16 protein-coding genes are annotated in these 16,519 nt (G+C 69.0%); 14 read left to right on the top strand and 2 right to left on the bottom strand.

What is annotated here, in order from left to right:
- The first annotated feature begins 5 nt into the window (after window positions 1-5).
- The 14 genes from ACZ5V4_RS13745 (at window position 6) to ACZ5V4_RS13680 (ending at window position 14,014) form a co-directional block, all read left to right on the top strand.
- The gene (locus tag ACZ5V4_RS13745) at window positions 6-977 is read left to right on the top strand and encodes a 3-dehydroquinate synthase II family protein (protein ID WP_464317834.1); all 972 of its coding nucleotides are present in this window, start codon (window positions 6-8) and stop codon (window positions 975-977) included.
- 4 nt (window positions 978-981) lie between these two features.
- Window positions 982-2,118, top strand: coding sequence for a prephenate dehydratase (pheA, locus tag ACZ5V4_RS13740; protein ID WP_464315431.1), 1,137 nt, complete (start codon window positions 982-984; stop codon window positions 2,116-2,118).
- A gap of 2 nt (window positions 2,119-2,120) precedes the next feature.
- Window positions 2,121-3,443 (top strand): 3-phosphoshikimate 1-carboxyvinyltransferase, encoded by a 1,323-nt coding sequence (gene aroA / locus ACZ5V4_RS13735; protein WP_464315430.1) that lies wholly within the window; start codon window positions 2,121-2,123, stop codon window positions 3,441-3,443.
- Window positions 3,440-4,231 carry a prephenate dehydrogenase/arogenate dehydrogenase family protein gene (locus tag ACZ5V4_RS13730; RefSeq protein ID WP_464315429.1) on the top strand — a complete coding sequence of 264 codons (792 nt, stop codon included), beginning with the start codon at window positions 3,440-3,442 and terminating at the stop codon, window positions 4,229-4,231. The genes aroA and ACZ5V4_RS13730 overlap by 4 nt, the downstream gene beginning before the upstream one ends.
- Window positions 4,232-4,338: 107 nt before the next feature.
- Complete coding sequence (locus ACZ5V4_RS13725) at window positions 4,339-5,751, top strand: anthranilate synthase component I family protein (RefSeq protein ID WP_464315428.1); 1,413 nt, start codon at window positions 4,339-4,341, stop codon at window positions 5,749-5,751.
- The gene (locus ACZ5V4_RS13720; protein ID WP_464315427.1) at window positions 5,732-6,304 is read left to right on the top strand and encodes an anthranilate synthase component II; all 573 of its coding nucleotides are present in this window, start codon (window positions 5,732-5,734) and stop codon (window positions 6,302-6,304) included. The genes ACZ5V4_RS13725 and ACZ5V4_RS13720 overlap by 20 nt, the downstream gene beginning before the upstream one ends.
- 10 nt (window positions 6,305-6,314) lie before the next feature.
- Window positions 6,315-7,049 (top strand): hypothetical protein, encoded by a 735-nt coding sequence (locus tag ACZ5V4_RS13715; protein WP_464315426.1) that lies wholly within the window; start codon window positions 6,315-6,317, stop codon window positions 7,047-7,049.
- 86 nt (window positions 7,050-7,135) lie between these two features.
- The gene (gene trpD / locus ACZ5V4_RS13710; protein ID WP_464315425.1) at window positions 7,136-8,134 is read left to right on the top strand and encodes an anthranilate phosphoribosyltransferase; all 999 of its coding nucleotides are present in this window, start codon (window positions 7,136-7,138) and stop codon (window positions 8,132-8,134) included.
- On the top strand, window positions 8,127-8,894 hold the full coding sequence (locus ACZ5V4_RS13705) for an indole-3-glycerol-phosphate synthase (protein ID WP_464315424.1): 768 nt from the start codon (window positions 8,127-8,129) through the stop codon (window positions 8,892-8,894). Before trpD ends, ACZ5V4_RS13705 begins: the two co-directional genes overlap by 8 nt.
- A gap of 193 nt (window positions 8,895-9,087) precedes the next feature.
- A complete protein-coding gene (locus tag ACZ5V4_RS13700) occupies window positions 9,088-9,708 on the top strand; it encodes a phosphoribosylanthranilate isomerase (RefSeq protein ID WP_464315423.1) in 621 nt (206 codons plus the stop codon).
- Window positions 9,709-9,770: 62 nt separating this feature from the next.
- A complete protein-coding gene (gene trpB / locus ACZ5V4_RS13695) occupies window positions 9,771-10,946 on the top strand; it encodes a tryptophan synthase subunit beta (RefSeq protein ID WP_464315422.1) in 1,176 nt (391 codons plus the stop codon).
- Window positions 10,947-10,948: 2 nt separating this feature from the next.
- Window positions 10,949-11,710 carry a tryptophan synthase subunit alpha gene (gene trpA / locus ACZ5V4_RS13690; protein WP_464315421.1) on the top strand — a complete coding sequence of 254 codons (762 nt, stop codon included), beginning with the start codon at window positions 10,949-10,951 and terminating at the stop codon, window positions 11,708-11,710.
- Between the two features lie 124 nt (window positions 11,711-11,834).
- Entirely contained in the window at window positions 11,835-12,698 is an 864-nt protein-coding gene (locus ACZ5V4_RS13685; protein WP_464315420.1) for an EamA family transporter, read from the top strand.
- 11 nt (window positions 12,699-12,709) lie between these two features.
- Complete coding sequence (locus ACZ5V4_RS13680; protein ID WP_464315419.1) at window positions 12,710-14,014, top strand: phenylacetate--CoA ligase; 1,305 nt, start codon at window positions 12,710-12,712, stop codon at window positions 14,012-14,014.
- Window positions 14,015-14,018: 4 nt separating this feature from the next.
- Here ACZ5V4_RS13680 and ACZ5V4_RS13675 read toward each other — a convergent pair whose 3' ends face one another.
- On the bottom strand, window positions 14,019-15,332 hold the full coding sequence (locus ACZ5V4_RS13675; protein ID WP_464315418.1) for an EAL and HDOD domain-containing protein: 1,314 nt from the start codon (window positions 15,330-15,332) through the stop codon (window positions 14,019-14,021).
- 97 nt (window positions 15,333-15,429) lie between these two features.
- Window positions 15,430-16,482 (bottom strand): N-acetyl-gamma-glutamyl-phosphate reductase, encoded by a 1,053-nt coding sequence (gene argC / locus ACZ5V4_RS13670; protein ID WP_464317833.1) that lies wholly within the window; start codon window positions 16,480-16,482, stop codon window positions 15,430-15,432.
- Between the last annotated feature and the right edge of the window lie 37 nt (window positions 16,483-16,519).

Genomic DNA, 16,519 nt, shown 5'->3' with positions numbered 1-16,519 from the left:
ACACAGTGAAACAGGTCTGGTTCAAGGCGATTCCCTTCGACAAGAAGCTCGTGACCCTGGCCCTGGAGTCCGGCGTGGACGCCGTGATCACCGACCCGGCCCACGCCGCCGACGTGGCCGCCCTGGGCCGCGTGGAGGTTTTCACGCCCGACGACGTGGTCCGGGTGGAGCTTTCCTCCAAGGCCGACGAGGAGACCGCCGTCGCCGCGCTCAAGGCAGGGCGCAGGACGGTGCTGGGGCAGGGCTGGGAGATCATCCCCGTGGAGAACATCCTGGCCCAGGCCGAAGGCCTGGGCGTGGAGGCCGGAAGCCTCGACCAGGCCCGGCTGGCCGCCGGGATACTGGAACGCGGCGTGGACGTGATCGTGGTGCTGCCCCAGGCCGCCGGGGACCTCAAGAGGATCGTGGCGGACGTGAAGCTCTCCCAGGGCTGCGTGGCGCTTCAGACCGCCGTGGTCACCTCCATCAAGGCCGCCGGGCTCGGCCACCGCGTCTGCGTGGACACCATGAGCATGCTGAAAAAAGGCCAGGGCATGCTGGTGGGCAATTCGAGCGCCTTCACCTTCCTGGTGCACGCCGAGACCGAATCCAACCCCTACGTGGCCGCGCGGCCCTTCAGGGTCAACGCCGGGGCCGTGCACGCCTACGCGGTGATGCCCGGGGACCGCACCAACTACCTCGAAGAGCTGGCCTCGGGCGACGAGGTGCTCGTGGTGGGCGCGGACGGGGCCACCAGCCTGGCCACCATCGGGCGCGTGAAGGTGGAAGTGCGGCCCATGCTCCTGGTCACGGCCAAGCTCGGCGACGTGGAGGGCGCGGTGTTCCTGCAGAACGCCGAGACCATCCGCCTGACCCGCCCCGGCGGCGAGCCCGTGAGCGTGGTCAGCCTGAAGCCCGGCGACGAGGTGCTCTGCCGCGCGGACCAGGCCGGGCGGCACTTCGGCATGCGCGTGTGCGAAGAGATCAAGGAAGGCTAGGCGTATGTCCTCCAAGCAAGACGACCCCGCGCGCGACATGCCCCTGGACGGGGTCCGCGAGGCCATCGACTCCGTGGACCGCGACATCCTGGCGCTTCTGAACCGCCGGGCAGGGCTCTCCATGGAGGTGGGCAGGCTCAAGGCGGGCAGCGACGAGCCCGTGTTCAAGCCCTTCCGCGAAAAAGAGGTGCTCGAGGCCCTCTCCCGCGTGAACCCCGGCCCCCTGCCGGACGAGCACCTGCGGGCCATCTACCGCGAGATCATGTCGAGTTCGCGCAGGCTCCAGCGCACGCAGAAGATCGCCTACCTCGGGCCCGAGGGCACGTTCTCCTACTTCGCGGCCGTGTCCTACCTGGGCAAGAGCGCGGACTTCGACCCCAAGACCACCATCGACGGCGTGTTCGAGGCCGTGAGCCTGCGCGACGCCGAGCTCGGCGTGGTCCCCCTGGAGAACTCTCTCCAGGGCACGGTGGGCCAGAGCCTGGACCTCTTCTTGCGCCACGAGGTGTTCATCCAGGCCGAGCTCTACTGCAAGATCAGCCACTCCCTGCTCTCCAAGGGCACGGACATCTCGCGCATCGAGGAGGTCTACTCCCACCCGCAGCCCCTGGCCCAGTGCGGGGGCTGGCTCAAGGCGCACCTGCCCATGGCGCGCATCGTGCCCACGGACTCCACCTCGGCCGCCGCGCGCCGGGTGATCTACAACCCCAAGGCCGCCGCCATCGGGCACGTGAAGCTCTCGGAGATGCTCGGCCTGAACGTCCTGGCCAGCCGCATCGAGGACCTGCCCGACAACTGGACGCGCTTTCTCGTCATCGGCCCCAGCGAGACCAAGGCCGGAAACCGCGACAAGACCTCCGTCCTCTTCACCCTGCCGGACAAGCCGGGCGCGCTCTCGGCGGTGCTCGGCAGGCTCGCGGGCGAGGGCATCAACCTGACCAAGCTGGAGTCGCGCCCCCTGCGCGGCGAGAAGTGGAAGTACGTCTTCTTCGCGGATCTGCAATGCGACCTGGGCCGCGAGGAGTTCTCCAGGATGCTCGGCGAGCTTCGAAACGAGCTGCACTCCCTGCGCATCCTGGGCAGCTACCCGGCAGGCCCCTACCTGGACGTCTCGGGCTCGGCCGTGGTGGAAAGGGGATGACCATGGCCGCTCCCATAGAAATCAAGGCTCCGTCGTCGAAGTCGGTCTCGCACCGGGCCTTCATCTGCGCGGCCCTGGCCGAGGGCGAGTCGCTGGTGGTGGACGCCCTGGAATCGGACGACCTGATCCGCACCCGCCGCTGCCTCACGGCCTGCGGGGCCTCCTTCCGCATGGGCGCTCGCGGCTGGGAGATCACGGGCCTTAGCGGCGGGCCGCGCGGCGGCCTGGAGACCCCGGCGGACTGCAACGTGGGCGAGTCCGGCACCACCTGCCGCCTGCTCACGGCCGTGCTGGCCGCCGGGACCGGGCGCTTCCGCGTCCACGGCGAGGGCCGCATGCACGAGCGGCCCATCGGCCAGCTCACGGGCGCGCTCGCCCCGCTCGGGCCGCGCTTCGCCTGGCAGGGCCAGCCCGGCTACCCGCCCTTCGTCATCGAGACTTCGGGCCTGCCCGGCGGCGAGGTGAGCGTCCCGCTGGAGGAATCCAGCCAGTACCTCTCGGGCATCCTGCTGGCCTCGCCCCTGGCCGCAAAGCCCACGACAGTCGTCGTGAGCGGCCGGAAGGCCGTGTCCTGGCCCTACGTGTCGCTCACGCTCTCGGCCATGGCCGACTTCGGCGTGGACGTGACCGTGGAGGTCCTGGAGGACGGGGCCTGGGCGGCCAAGGACCACGCGCAGGTCGCGGCCGTGGTCCCGGGCGGGATCCGCTTCACGGTCCAGCCCGGCGCATACCGCAGCCGCGCCTACACCGTGGAGGGCGACTGGTCCAACGCGTCCTACTTCCTGGCGGCCGGGGCCGTGGGGCCGCGCCCCGTGCGCCTCTCCGGGCTGCGGCGGGATTCGCTCCAGGGCGACCGGGCGATCCTTGACATCCTCGCGGCCATGGGCGCGGCCGTCTCCTGGGACGACGCCGGGGGCGTCACCGTGACGAGGCCCGAGGGCGGGCTTCGCGGCGTGGACGTGGACATGGGCCACTGCCCGGACCTGGTGCCCACGGTCTGCGCCGTGGCGGCCCAGGCCTCGGGAGAGACCACCATCCGCAACGTGGCTCACCTGCGCATCAAGGAGTCGGACCGTTTGAGCGCCTGCGCGGCTGAGCTGCGCAAGGCCGGGGCGGCCGTGGAAACCTTCGCCGACGGCCTGACCGTGACGCCGGGCCCCATCGTCCCGGGCGCGGCCGTGGATTTCTGCACCTACGGCGACCACCGCATGGCCATGAGCATGTCGCTCTTCGAGCTCGCCGGGGTGGACGTTCGCCTGGACAAGCCCGGGTGCGTGGCCAAGAGCTTCCCCGGGTTCTGGGACCAGTGGAGGCTCACGCGGTGAACGCCTCCACGGTCATAGGGGCCGTCACCGTGGCCGGGGCCACGGGCAGGATGGGGCGGCTTTTCGTTACGCGCTGCCGGGAGGCCGGGCTCGACTGCTTCGAGCTGGACCAGCCCTTCGACTCCCCCGGGATGCGCGAGGCGGCCGCGCGGGCCCTGCCTGCCTCGGACCTGCTGCTGGTGTGCGTGCCCGCCCAGGCCGTGACGCCGGTGCTGGGCGAACTCGCGCCGCATCTTCCGGAGGGCTGCATCGTGGCGGACATCTGCTCCGTGAAGGTGCGCCCCCTGGAGGAGATGCTCGAAGCCCACGCCGGCCCCGTGGTGGGCACGCACCCGCTCTTCGGGCCGATCCCGCCCGAAGGGGAGCCCTTGCGGGTTGCGGTCTGCCCCGGGCGCGGGGAAGAAGCCTGCCGGATGGTCGAGGAGTTGCTCGCGCGCCTTCGCTTCGCGCCCTTCCACGCGGACGCGGCCGAGCACGACAGGGCCATGGCCTACGTGCAGGGGCTCAACTTCGTGTCCACCGTGGCCTACCTGGCATCGCACGCCGGGCGCGAGGAGTTCGAGCGCTACCTGACGCCCTCGTTCAAGCGCAGGCTGGAGGCCGCCAGGAAGCTCCTTTTGGAGGACGCCGAGCTCTTCAGGCTCCTTTACGAGGCCAACCCGTACAGCCTGGAGGCCGTGCGCTCCTACCGCAACCACCTCAACGTGGCCGCCGGAGGCGACCTGGAGCTTTTGGTGGAACAGGCCAGGCGATGGTGGCCCGGCGAGAACGCCACGCGAAAGGGATAGGGATTCCAGAGGGGCTCGCCCCTTTGGCCGCCGGAGGCTTCCCCCGGCAGGCCCCGCGATGATCAAGAAGTTTGCCCGTTAAACGATTACGACGAAAAGGACACGCCATGATCGAACTGATGCAGGAAGCCAAGTGGCTGCCCGCCGACGTGCAGACGCCCATCAGCCTGTACCTGGGCCTGGTGGGCGACAGGCCGGGCATACTCTTCGAGTCCGCCGAGGTGGACGGACGCCTGGGCCGGTATTCGATCCTGGCCTGGGACTTCCGCCTGACCGCCTCCTGCCAGGACGGCGCGCTGGCCCTGACCACGCGCGACGACCGCCTGAAGCCCCTGGAGGACTTGAACGGCAAGCCCTTCCTCGAAGGCGTGCGCGAGCTCATGGCGCGCATCACCGTGACCCCGCCCGAGGGGTTCGAGGACCTGCCCGCCATCACGCGCGGCCTCTACGGCTACTTCGGCTACGCCTCGGCCGCGCTTTTCGAGCCGAAGCTCAGGAAGGTCATTCCGGAAAAGGACATGGAGGTCACGCTCTGCCTGCCCGGGCACGTGGTGCTCTTCGACCACCTGCGCCACCGCTGCTGCCTGCTCTCGCTCGGCGGGGGCATGCGCCCCAAGCTCGACGGCCAGGCCGTGCTGCGCACCATGGACAAGCCCGAGATGGGCGGCGTGCTGCACCAACCCGGCGAGCAGGCCTTCATGGAGGGCGTGCGCAAGGCCAAGGAGCTGATCCGCCAGGGCGAGTGCATCCAGGTGGTGCTCTCCAACCGCTTCCACGCGCCCTTCTCCGGCGACCCCTTCGCGGTGTACCGCAGGCTCAGGCAGGTGAACCCCTCGCCGTACATGTTCTTCGTGCGCCTGCCGCGCGTGACCCTGGTGGGCTCCTCCCCGGAGTTTCTGGTACGCTGCGTGAACGGCTCGCTGACCACCGCGCCCATCGCGGGCACCCGCCCGCGCGGGCGCGACGAGGCCCACGACGAGATGCTCGCCCAGGACCTCCTGGCCGACCCCAAGGAGCGCGCCGAGCACGTGATGCTCGTGGACCTGGGCCGAAACGACCTGGGCCGCATCGCGAGCCCGGGAAGCGTGCGCGTGGAGAAGTTCATGCAGGTGGAGAAGTTCTCGCACGTCTTGCACCTGACCTCCTACGTCACGGCGAAGCTGAAGGACGGCCTGGACGCCCTGGACGTGATCGGCTCGGTGTTCCCGGCGGGCACGGTGTCCGGCGCGCCCAAGGTGCGCGCCATGGAGATCATCGCCGAGACCGAGACCATCCCGCGCGGCCCCTACGCCGGGGCCATCGGCTGGCTGGGCCTGGACAAGGGCCGGGTGGACCTGGACACGGGCATCCTCATCCGCTCCATGTGGTTCCGCGACGGCATGGTGCAGTGGCAGACCGGGGCCGGGCTCGTCTACGACTCGGACCCGGCCAAGGAATGGCAGGAAGTGAACAACAAGGCCCGCGTTCTCGCCGAAGTGCTGGCAGGAGAGGAGGAAGGCGATGTTTTTGCTCATAGATAATTTCGACTCCTTCACCTTCAACCTGGTGCAGTACTTCCAGCAGCTGGGGCTTAACCCGGTGGTGAAGAAGAACGACGACCCGGACGTGCTGGAGCTGGCCGAATCGGGCAAGGTGGAGCTCTGCTGCATCTCCCCCGGCCCCAGCAGGCCCGAGAACGCCGGGCTCTGCCTGGATTTCCTCGCGCGCCTGCCGAAAAAGACGCCGCTTCTGGGCGTGTGCCTGGGCCACCAGATCCTGGGCTGCTTCGCGGGCGCGCCCGTGGTGGTGGCGGACAGGATCATGCACGGCAAGACCAGCCAGGTGACCCACCGCGAGACCGGGCTCTTCGAGGGCGTCTCCAACCCCATGGAGGTCTGCCGCTACCACTCGCTTCTGGTCCTGGCGCACAAGGCACCGGAAAAGCTCGAGATCACGGCCTGGACCGACGAAAACGAGGTCATGGGCCTGCGCTGGAAGGACAGGCCCTGGGTCGGCGTGCAGTTCCACCCCGAGAGCGTGCTCACGCCCGAAGGCATGCGGATGCTCAAAAACTTCCCGGACAGGATCGTCTAGGAGGCGCGCCATGCCCCTTGCAGTGCGAAACCTTCGGGACCAGGGCCAGCAGGCCGGCGAGATCACGCTCTGGAAGTACCTGACGTTCGAGAAGTTTCTGGATTTCCTTCTTCTCAAGCGCCTGTATTTTCGCCGCGTGGACCGGCTGCGCGACCCCTACGAGTGCCTGATGCCCGCCGGGCTGGCCGCCGCGGCCAGGGACGCGGGCGCTTCCGAGGCGAAAAAAAGCCTCATGCGCCGCCACGAGCAGTACGTGCACAGCGAGCGCGCCCGGGTTTTCGTCAACTCCTGGCACATAAGCGAGCACGAGTCCGAGGCCATGTGGAAGCTCTTCGGGGGCAGCGGGCACTCCATCGCCGTGCAGACCACCGTGGGCGCGCTCCTGGCCGAGCTCTCGCCCTACGACCTCACGGCGGGCAAGGTGCTCTACCGCGACTTCGACCAGGACGACGCCGAGATCACCGACATGCTCGACTTCGCCCTGCTCAAGCGCAGGCCCTTCGAGCACGAGAAGGAGTTCCGGCTCATCTGCGTGAGCGACGGGGGGGACAAGGCCCCGAGGCTCCTGGACGAAAGCGGCCTGCATCTGCGCGTGGAGCCCGCGCACGTCATCGAGAGCATCTACGTCTCGCCGCTCTCGGAGGCCTGGCAGTTCGAGCTTTCGCTCTCCATCATCGAGGGCCAGGGGCTGGCCGACCGCGTGAACAGGTCCACGCTGTTCAACTGCCCGGACGCGCGCGGCTGAGGCGGACATTACGGGCAGGTCGCCGCCCCCTCGCGGGCGACGGCTGACAACAACAGATTTTCCAATCCCAAGCGGAGTGAAGCGACATGGAAGTTCTCGAACATCTGGCCATAGGCAAGAACCTGAGCGAAGAGGAAGCGCTCTCCTCCTTCCGCGCCATGTACAAGGGCGAGATGCCCGCCTCCTGCGTGGGCGCGTTCCTCATGGGCCTCAAGACCAAGGGCGAAACCGGCCTGGAGATCGCCTGCGGCGTGCGCGCCGCCCTGGAGGAAGCCCGCCTGGTGCCCGGCCTCACCACGGACCGCATCGACACCTGCGGCACGGGCGGGGACAACACCTGCTCCTTCAACTGCTCCACCGCCGTGGCGCTGTACCTGGCGGCGCTGGGGCACAAGGTGGTCAAGCACGGCAACCGCTCCGTGTCCTCCACGTGCGGCTCGGCGGACATCATCGAGTCCCTGGGCCTTGGCCTCACCGTGGAGCCCGAGGCAGTGCCCGCCCAACTGGACAAGGACAACTTCGCCTTCCTCTTCGCGCCCAACTTCCACCCGGCCTTCAAACGCATCATGCCCATCCGCAAGGAGCTCGGCGCGCGCACGCTCTTCAACCTCATGGGGCCGCTCCTTAACCCCGCCCGCCCCACGCACCAGCTGCTCGGCGTGCCCACTGCCGGGTTCGTGCCGCTGATCGCCGAGGCCCTGGCCCTGACCGGCGTGAAGCGCGCCGCCGTGGTGCACGGCGCGGGCGGCTTCGACGAGCTCTCGCCCTTCGGACCGGCCGAGGTGGTCTGGATACGCGACGGCTGGACCCGCCGCGAGACCCTGGACCCGCAGACCGTGGGCATCCCGCGCCACAAGCTCTCCGAGGTGGCCGTGGCCAGCAGGGACGAAGCCGTGCAGGTGCTCCTGGAACTCCTGGAGGGACACGGCCCCGAGGCCATGAAGGACATGCTGGCCTTGAACCTCGGAGCGTGCCTGCACCTGCTGGAGGACGGCCTGACGCTCAAGCAGGGAGTGGAAAAAGCCCGCGCCGCCGTCACGGCGGGCGCCGCCGCGAGCTTCTGGAGCGGACGCATCAATGCTTGAGAAATTCCGCCAGGCCAAGGCCGCAGAGATCGAACGGCTGGTGAAGCTCGAGGACGAGGGCCGCATGCCCCCGCCCTTCGAGGGCGAACGCCCCGACTTCGTGCGCGCGCTCTGGGAGAACGCCCCGGGCGCGGTGATCGCCGAGTACAAGCGCGCCTCGCCCTCGCGCGGCGAGATCAACTTGAACTCCACCCCCGAGGAGGTCGCCAAGGCCTACGCCGACGCGGGCGCCGTCGCCATCTCCGTGCTCACCGAGGAGGCCTGGTTCAAGGGCAGCCTGGAGTTTCTCGCGCGCATGTCCGCTGCTGGCCTGCCGCTTCTGCGCAAGGACTTCATCCTGCACCCCGTGCAGGTGATCGAGACCGCCTCCACGCCCGCCTCGGCCCTGCTTTTGATCGCGCGCATGTGCGACAAGGACGAGCTGCGCGAGATGCTGGGCCTGGCCATGGCCTTCGACCTGGCCGCCGTGGTGGAGGTCTTCGACGAGGCCGACCTGGACAAGGTCCAGGACCTGGACCCCGAGATCATCCAGGTCAACAACCGCGACCTGGACAAGCTGACCACCGACCTCGCCGTGGCCGAACGCCTGAGCAGGCTCAAGCTGGAAGGCCAGATCTGGATCGCGGCCAGCGGGATCGCCGCGCGCGACGACGTGGAGCGCATGATCCAGGCCGGGTACGACGCCGTGCTCGTGGGCACGTCGCTCATGCAAGGCGGCGACCCCGGCGCGGCGCTCAAGGCGCTCGCCGGGAAGGGATAGCGATGGAACGGGGAATGACGGGGGGAAGCCTCCGGCGGCCAAAGGGGCAAACCCCTTTGGAATCCCGGGCGGGGAGTGCAGGCCCTGTTGGCGGCGCGGGAGGCCGCCGTCCTGGGGGGCGGGGATACGACGGGGGAAAGCCTCCGGCGGCCAAAGGGCTCGCGCCCTTTGGAATCCCCGGCGGGGGGGCCCCGTGAGCGTTCTGGTCAAGGTCTGCGGCATGACTCTGCCCGCGCAGGTGGCGGTGCTGGACGAAATGGGCGCGGACTTCCTGGGCTTCATCTTCGCGGCCAAAAGCCCCAGGAAAGTGCAGCCGGAGCACGTGGCGGCCATGCCGCGAGGCAGGGCCAAACGCGTGGGCGTGTTCGTGGAGCAGGACCCCGGCGAGGTGAAGAGGATCATGGGCCTGGCCGGGCTCGATTTCGCCCAGCTCCACGCCGGGCAGGACGAAGAGTTCTGCCGGAACGTCGGCCCGGAACGCGTGATCAAGGTCTTCTGGCCCCTGCGTTTCCCGAGCCTGGGGGACCTGGAGCGCGAGATGGAGCGCTTCGCGGACTCGTGCGCCTGCATGCTCCTCGATTCGGGCACTTCCGGCGGCGGCCACGGCAAAAGTATGGATTTCCCGGCTCTGGCGGGCCTCAAGGCCCCGAGGCCCTGGCTCCTGGCGGGCGGCCTCTCCCCGGAGAACGCGGCCCAGGCCCTGAGCCAGGCCGCACCGGCCGGGCTGGACCTCAATTCCGGGGTGGAGACGTCCCCCGGCGTCAAGGACATCGAAAAAGTCGGTCAAACGTTTCGCATAATCAAAAGTTTTTGAAGGGGGTCCAGGAGGGGAGCTTTTCGATAAGTTTCCCCCCTGGCCGCCGGAGGCATCGCAACATGCAAAAAGGCTATTTCGGCAAATTCGGCGGGATGTTCGTCCCGGAACTGCTCATGCCGCCGCTTCTGGAGATCGAGGAGGCCATGCGCTCCATCGTGCCCAGCAAGGAGTTCCAGGACGAGTTCCAGGCCATCCTGGAGGACTACGTGGGCAGGCCCTCGGCCCTGTACCGCTGCCCCAATCTTTCGGAAAAGCTCGGCTTCAACCTCTGGCTCAAGCGCGAGGACCTGAACCACACCGGGGCGCACAAGATCAACAACGCCCTGGGCCAGGGCCTTCTGTGCAGGCGCATGGGCAAGTCCGTGCTCCTGGCCGAGACCGGCGCGGGCATGCACGGCGTGGCCACGGCCACGGCCGCGGCCATGCTCGGGCTCAAGTGCCTGGTGTACATGGGCGCCACCGACGTGGAGCGCCAGTCGCACAACGTCAAGCGCATGAAGCTCCTGGGCGCGGAGGTGGTGCCCATCGAGTCCGGCACCAAGACGCTCAAGGACGCCATCAACGCCGCGCTTCGCCGCTGGATCGCGGACCAGCGCACCACTCACTACTGTTTCGGCACCGCCGCCGGGCCGCACCCCTTCCCCACCCTGGTGCGCGAGTTCCAGTCCGTGATCAGCCGCGAGGCCAAGGCCCAGTTCCTGCGCAAGATCGGCCGCCTGCCGGACTGCGTGGTGGCCTGCGTGGGCGGCGGGTCCAACGCCATCGGGGCCTTCCACGAGTTCGTGCCCCACCCCGAGGTGCGCCTGGTGGGCGTCGAGGCCGCCGGAACCGGCGAGCCGGGCTGCCACCACTCCGCTCCGCTCAACCTGGGCACGACGGGCGTGCTGCACGGGGCCATGAGCATGCTCCTGCAGACCGAGGACGGCCAGATAGAGCCCTCGCACTCCATCGCCCCGGGCCTGGACTACCCCGGCGTGGGCCCCGAGCACGCGGGCCTTCAGGACAGCGGCCGCGCCCGCTACGCCACGGTCAACGACTCCCAGGCCCTGGCCGCCTTCCACACGCTCTCGCGCGCCGAGGGCATCATCCCGGCCCTGGAGAGCTCCCACGCCCTGGCCTGGGTTCTGGAAAACGCCAGGGACATCGCCCCGGGAAGCCACGTGATGGTCTGCCTCTCCGGGCGCGGCGACAAGGACCTGGGCATCATCGAAGAATACGAAAACAAGAAGGCCTAGCCATGTCCATACTCACCAAGCGCATCCAAGCGGCCAACGCCGAGGGCCGCAAGGCGGTCATCCCCTTCCTCCCCGCCGGGTTCCCGGGCCTGGACGAGTTCTGGAACGAGCTTCAGGCCCTGGACGACGGCGGGGCCGACGTCATCGAGATAGGCGTGCCCTTCTCCGACCCCGTGGCCGACGGCCCCGTGGTGGAGCAGGCCAGCCTGGAGTGCCTGGAGCGCGGCGTGAACCTGGCCTGGATCCTGGCCGGGCTCGCCGCCCGCAAGGGCTCCTTCAAGGCCGGGCTCGTGCTCATGGGCTATTACAACCCCTTCCTGCAATACGGGCTGGAACGGCTCGCGGCCGACTGCGCCGCGGCCGGGGTGGCCGGGCTCATCGTGCCGGACTTGCCGCTGGAGGAGATGGGCCCCATGGACGAGGCCCTGGCCGGATCGGGCGTTGACCTCATCCGCCTGGTGGGCCTGAACACCCCCGAAGAGCGCCTGGCGCTCTATGGCCAAAAGGCGCGCGGGTTCGTGTACTTCGTCTCGGTGCTCGGCACCACGGGCGTGCGCGAGAGCCTGCCCTCGGAAGTTCTGGAGAAGCTCAAGCAGGTGCGCCCGCACTTTGGCGTGCCCATCGCCCTGGGCTTCGGCATCTCGCGCCCCGAGCAGGTCAAGCCCTTCGGGGACCTGATCGACGCCGTGGTCGTGGGCTCGGCGCTCATCAGGAGCATCCGCGAGGGCAAAAACGCTTCCGGGTTCATGCAGGGCTGGCGTTAGCTTGCTCGAAGGGGTATGAAGCCCCGCCCGGCGTGACCCATACGCTGCGCCCCGCGAGAGGCCGATGCGCCTTCCGGACGCGCGGCCCTGGCGTCCCGGGGGCGCAAGGGGGGCCAGGCCTGTGATGTGGGTGGGATTGATGCTCGTCGCGGCGCTGTGCCAGGCCGTGAAGGACCTGTGCCTGAAGCGCAGCGTCGCGGGGGTGGACGCGGCCGTGGTGGTCTGGGCCTATTGCCTGACCACCGCGCTCTTCCTGGCCCTGCCCGTGCTGCGCGAGGGCGTGCCGGCCATCCAGCCCGGGTTCTGGCCCGCGCTCCTGGTCACCGGCCCCCTGGCCGCCGTGACGTTCATGTTCTACGTGCGCTCGCTCGAGCTGGCGGACCTCTCCCTGGCCGCGCCCATGCTCACGGCCACGCCGCTTTTTCTGCTGGTCACCTCGCCCGTGATGCTGGGCGAGTTCCCGGATTCCATGGGGCTCGTGGGCATCGTGTGCATCGCGGCCGGGTCCTACGCCATGAACCTGGCCAGCGCGAAGCGGGGCCTGCTCGAGCCTTTCAGGGCCCTGGCCCGGGACAAGGGCGTGCGCTTCATGCTCGTGGTGGCCTTTTTGTGGTCCGTGTCGGCCAACATCGACAAGATCGGGCTGCGCCACTCTTCGCCCATGTTCTGGATCATGTGCGCCTTCGGGTTCACGGCCGTGTGCATGACGCCCATCGTCTGGATGCGCTCCCGGCGCGGCTTCGCCCAGGTGCTCTCCAAGCCCTTCGACCTCGCGGCCACGGGCTTTCTGGAAGCCGTGACCTGCGCCTGCCAGATGTACGCCCTGACCGTGGCCATAGTGCCCTACGTGATCGCCGTGAAGCGCACCAGCGCCGTGTTCGCCGTGCTGCTGGGCTGGCTGGTGCTCGGCGAGGGCCGCATGCGCGAGCGCCTCGTGGGCGCGGCCATCATGGTCCTGGGGGTTTTTCTCATAGCCTTTTTGGGCTAAAGGAGCTGCCCATGCCGACACCGCACCGCTTCCTCCCCGACGTCTCCGCCGACCAACTGGCCGCCATCCAGGCCCAAGGCCTCAACTGGACCCTCAGGCACGCCTTCCAGGGCTCCGAGGCCTACCGCCGCAAGCTCGAAGGGGCGGGCTACGAGCCCGGCATGACGCTTTCGCTCGACGACCTGGGCAGCCTGCCGCTGACCAGCGTGGAAGACCTGCGCGAAGGCTACCCCCTGCCGCTCTTGAGCGTGCCCGAGGACCAGGTGGTGCGCATCCACGCCTCCAGCGGCACCACGGGCAAACGCAAGGTGCTGGCCTACACCCAGGCCGACATCGACACATGGAAGCTCATGTTCGCGCGCTGCTACGAACTCGCGGGGCTGACCACCCTGGACCGCGTGCAGATCGCCGTGGGCTACGGCCTGTGGACGGCCGGGGCGGGCTTCCAGCTGGGCTGCGAGCACTTCGGGGCCATGGCCGTGCCCGTAGGGCCGGGCAACATGGAGATCCACCTCCAGCTCCTGGAGGACATGCGCTCAACCGTGCTCTGCTCCACCGCGTCCATGGCCCTGCTCATGGCCGAGGAGGTGAAGAAGCGCGGGCTCTCGGGCAAGATCGCGCTCAAAAAGGCCATCTTCGGGGCCGAGACGCACTCGGCCAAGATGCGCGTCCGCTTCCAGGAGATGCTCGGCCTCGAGGAGAGCTTCGACATCGTGGGCATGACCGAGCTCTACGGCCCGGGCACCGGGCTCGAATGCCGGGCGCACGAGGGCGTGCACTACTGGGCCGACCTCTACATCCTGGAAATCCTCGACCCCGAGACGCTTTTGCCCGTGGCCCCGGGCGAGACCGGCGAGATGGTGGTCACCTCGCTTCGCAAACAGGCCGCGCCGCTGATCCGCTACCGCACCCGCGACCTGACCAGGCTCATCCCCGGCCCCTGCGCCTGCGGCCAGTGCCTGCCGCGCCACGACAAGATCCTGGGCCGCTCCGACGACATGTTCATCTTCCGGGGCGTGAACATCTACCCCGGCCAGATCGCGGCCGTGCTCGAGCACTTCCGCGAGGTGGGCAGCGAATTCCGCATCCACCTCTTCCGCAAGGGCGGCAAGGACCAGATGCTCCTGCAGGTGGAGCGTCGCCCCGAGACCGACGCGGCCTACGACCAGAACCTCTCCGAGGCCATAAGCGAGGAGCTGCGCAAGCAGGTGATGGTGCGGGCCTGGGTGGAGGTGATGGGCCAGGGGGAGCTGCCGCGCAGCTTCGCCAAGACCAAGCGCGTGGTGGACGACCGCGAGGCCGGGGAGCAGGCCTAGGCCGCTACCGGCGGCGGCCGCCCTTGCCGCCGCTGTCCGGCGGGGGCGTTGCGTGCGCGTCGTGCACCAGTTCCCCGGCGAAGCGCAAGGCGTCGGCGTGCAGGGACGTGGCCGCCTGGGGCGGCAGCTTGAGCGCCTCGAGAAACGACCTCACCCCCCGCCATTCCGCCGATTCCAGGTCCCTGGCCAGGATGAGCAGTTCCCTGGCCTCGTTCTCCCCGCCCAGAAGCGCGTCCGTCAGGTCCCGGCTCAGGGGCAGGTCCTTGATGATCTCCTCCATGGGCTGGCCCAGGAGCGCGTCCAAGAGCGAGAAAAGCCCCAGCACGAAGAGCGCGTCCGGCTTGGCGGGCGGATTCTTGAGCACGCGGCCCAGAAGCTCCAGGAACCTGGCGCGCCGGACCGACATGAACACCAGTTCCCGGCCCTTGGGCGAGGGGTCCAGGTCGCTCATGAGCACGGCCTGGAGCCACTTGGAGAGGTTGCGCTGGCCAAGGACCATGATGGCCTGGCGGATGGAGTCGATGGCGTCGCTGCGCCCGAAGGCCGCCGAGTTGATGTAGCGCAGCAGGCGGTAGGAGAGCGAGAGGTCCGCCTCGATGATGCGCGAGACCTTGCCCGGGTCGAAGTCCTCGTCGGCCAGTTCCTTCAGGAGCTTGACCTTGGAGACCTCGGAGCTGGACATCTTGCGGCCTTCCACCAGCTCGGGCTTGCGGAAGAAATACCCCTGGAACAGCTGGAAGCCGAGCTCCAGGGCCGTCCGGTGCATGGAGACGTCCTCCACCTTCTCGGCCAGGAGGAGCCTTCCGCCGCCGGACAGCTTTTTGGCGAGCCCGGGCAATTCCGCGGGCGGCGTGGCCAGCACGTCCACCTTGACGATGTCCGCCAGGGCCAGGAACGGCTCGTGCTCGGCCTGGCCCACGAAGTCGTCCAGGGCCAGGGTGTAGCCCGCGCCCTTGAGCCTGGTCAGGGCCGCCATCACCTGCGGCGTGGGCGAGACGGTCTCCAGGATCTCGATGACGCAGCTCTCCGGGGGCAAGGCGAAGCCGAAGCCCTCCAGGAGAAGGTTCATGGGGAAGTTGACCAGGGTCTTTTCCGTTTCCAGAAGCCCCGAGCGCCCAAGCGTCACCCCGTCGGCGATGACCTGCGACGTGGCCACGTCGCCGTCCGGGAAGACCGCCCCCGAGGCCGCGGCCCCGTGGCGATAGAGCAGCTCGTAGCCCCAGACCTTCATCTTCCGGTCGAAGATGGGCTGGCGGGCCACGAAGACCTGCTCGAGGATTTCCTCGCCCTGAAGCGGCTGTTTCTCGGTCTCGGCCATGCGAATTCGGCGTTTCTCCGGGTAATTTTCCCGAGATCATCCGTCAAAACGGGGAAAAGTCAACCCGAAGCGCTCGGCGCTCCGCGCACCAGGCCCTTCAGGGCATGAAGGGCGCCGACGCCAGGCCCTCGTCCACGGGCAGCCCGAGCATCAGGTTGGCGCAGGCCAGGGCCTGGCCCGACGCGCCCCGGCAGAGGTTGTCGATGGCCGAGCAGACGATGAGCCTGTCCGTGCGCGGATCGACCACCAGCCCGATGTCGCAGAACATGGTCCCGCGCACGAAGCGGGTCTCGGGCAGCTTGCCCTTGGGCAGCACGCGCACCCAGGGGTGGGGGCGGTAGTGCTCCTCGTAGGCCAGGCGCACGGCGTCCAGGCCCACGCCAGGGGCGAGCTTGGCGTAGATGGTGGAGAGGATGCCCCTGTCTATGGGCAGGATGTGCGGGTTGAAGGAGACGGTCATCTCCCGCCCGGCCACGGCCCCGAGCTCCTGCTCGATTTCCGGGGTGTGGCGGTGCGAGGCCAGGCTGTAGGCCCGGAAGGAGTCGTGGATCTCGCAGAAGAGCGTGGCAACCCCGGCCTTGCGCCCGGCCCCGGACGTGCCGGACTTGGAGTCGCAGACGATGTCCTCGGGGTTCACGAGCGCCTTGGCCAGCGCGGGCCAGAGTCCCAGGATGATGGACGTGGGGTAGCAGCCCGGGTTGGCGATGAGCCTGGCCTTGGCGATGGCCTCGGCGTAGCGCTCGGGCAGGCCGTAGACCGCCGTGGGGATGAGCCCGGGATGGCGGTGCTCCAGGCCGTACCACTGGGCGTAGACCTCGGGGCTGTGCAGGCGGAAGTCCGCCGAGAGGTCCACCACCCTGAGCCCGGCGGCCAGGAGCTCGGCGGCGGTGTCCATGGCCGCGCCGTGGGGCACGGCCAGGAAGGCCAGTTCGCAGGCCTTGGCCAGGTCCGCCGGGTCGGGCTCGGTGAGCACGATGGATTCCAGGCGCGTGCCCTGCACGAAGGGATAGATCTCGGCCAGGCGCTTGCCCGCGTCCGTGCGCGAGGTGGCCCGGACGAGCTCGAGCGAGGGGTGCGCGGCCAGGAGCCTGGCCAGTTCCATGCCGGTGTAGCCGGTGACTCCCACCAGTCCCACGGGAATGCGCGACATCATGGTCCTCCAAGTGCGTGCGCGGGCAGGCCCGGCT

This window comes from Fundidesulfovibrio sp. YSD1 (genome assembly GCF_055397115.1).
Note: the sequence above shows the minus strand (reverse complement) of the source record. Positions and strands in the feature narration are given on the sequence as shown.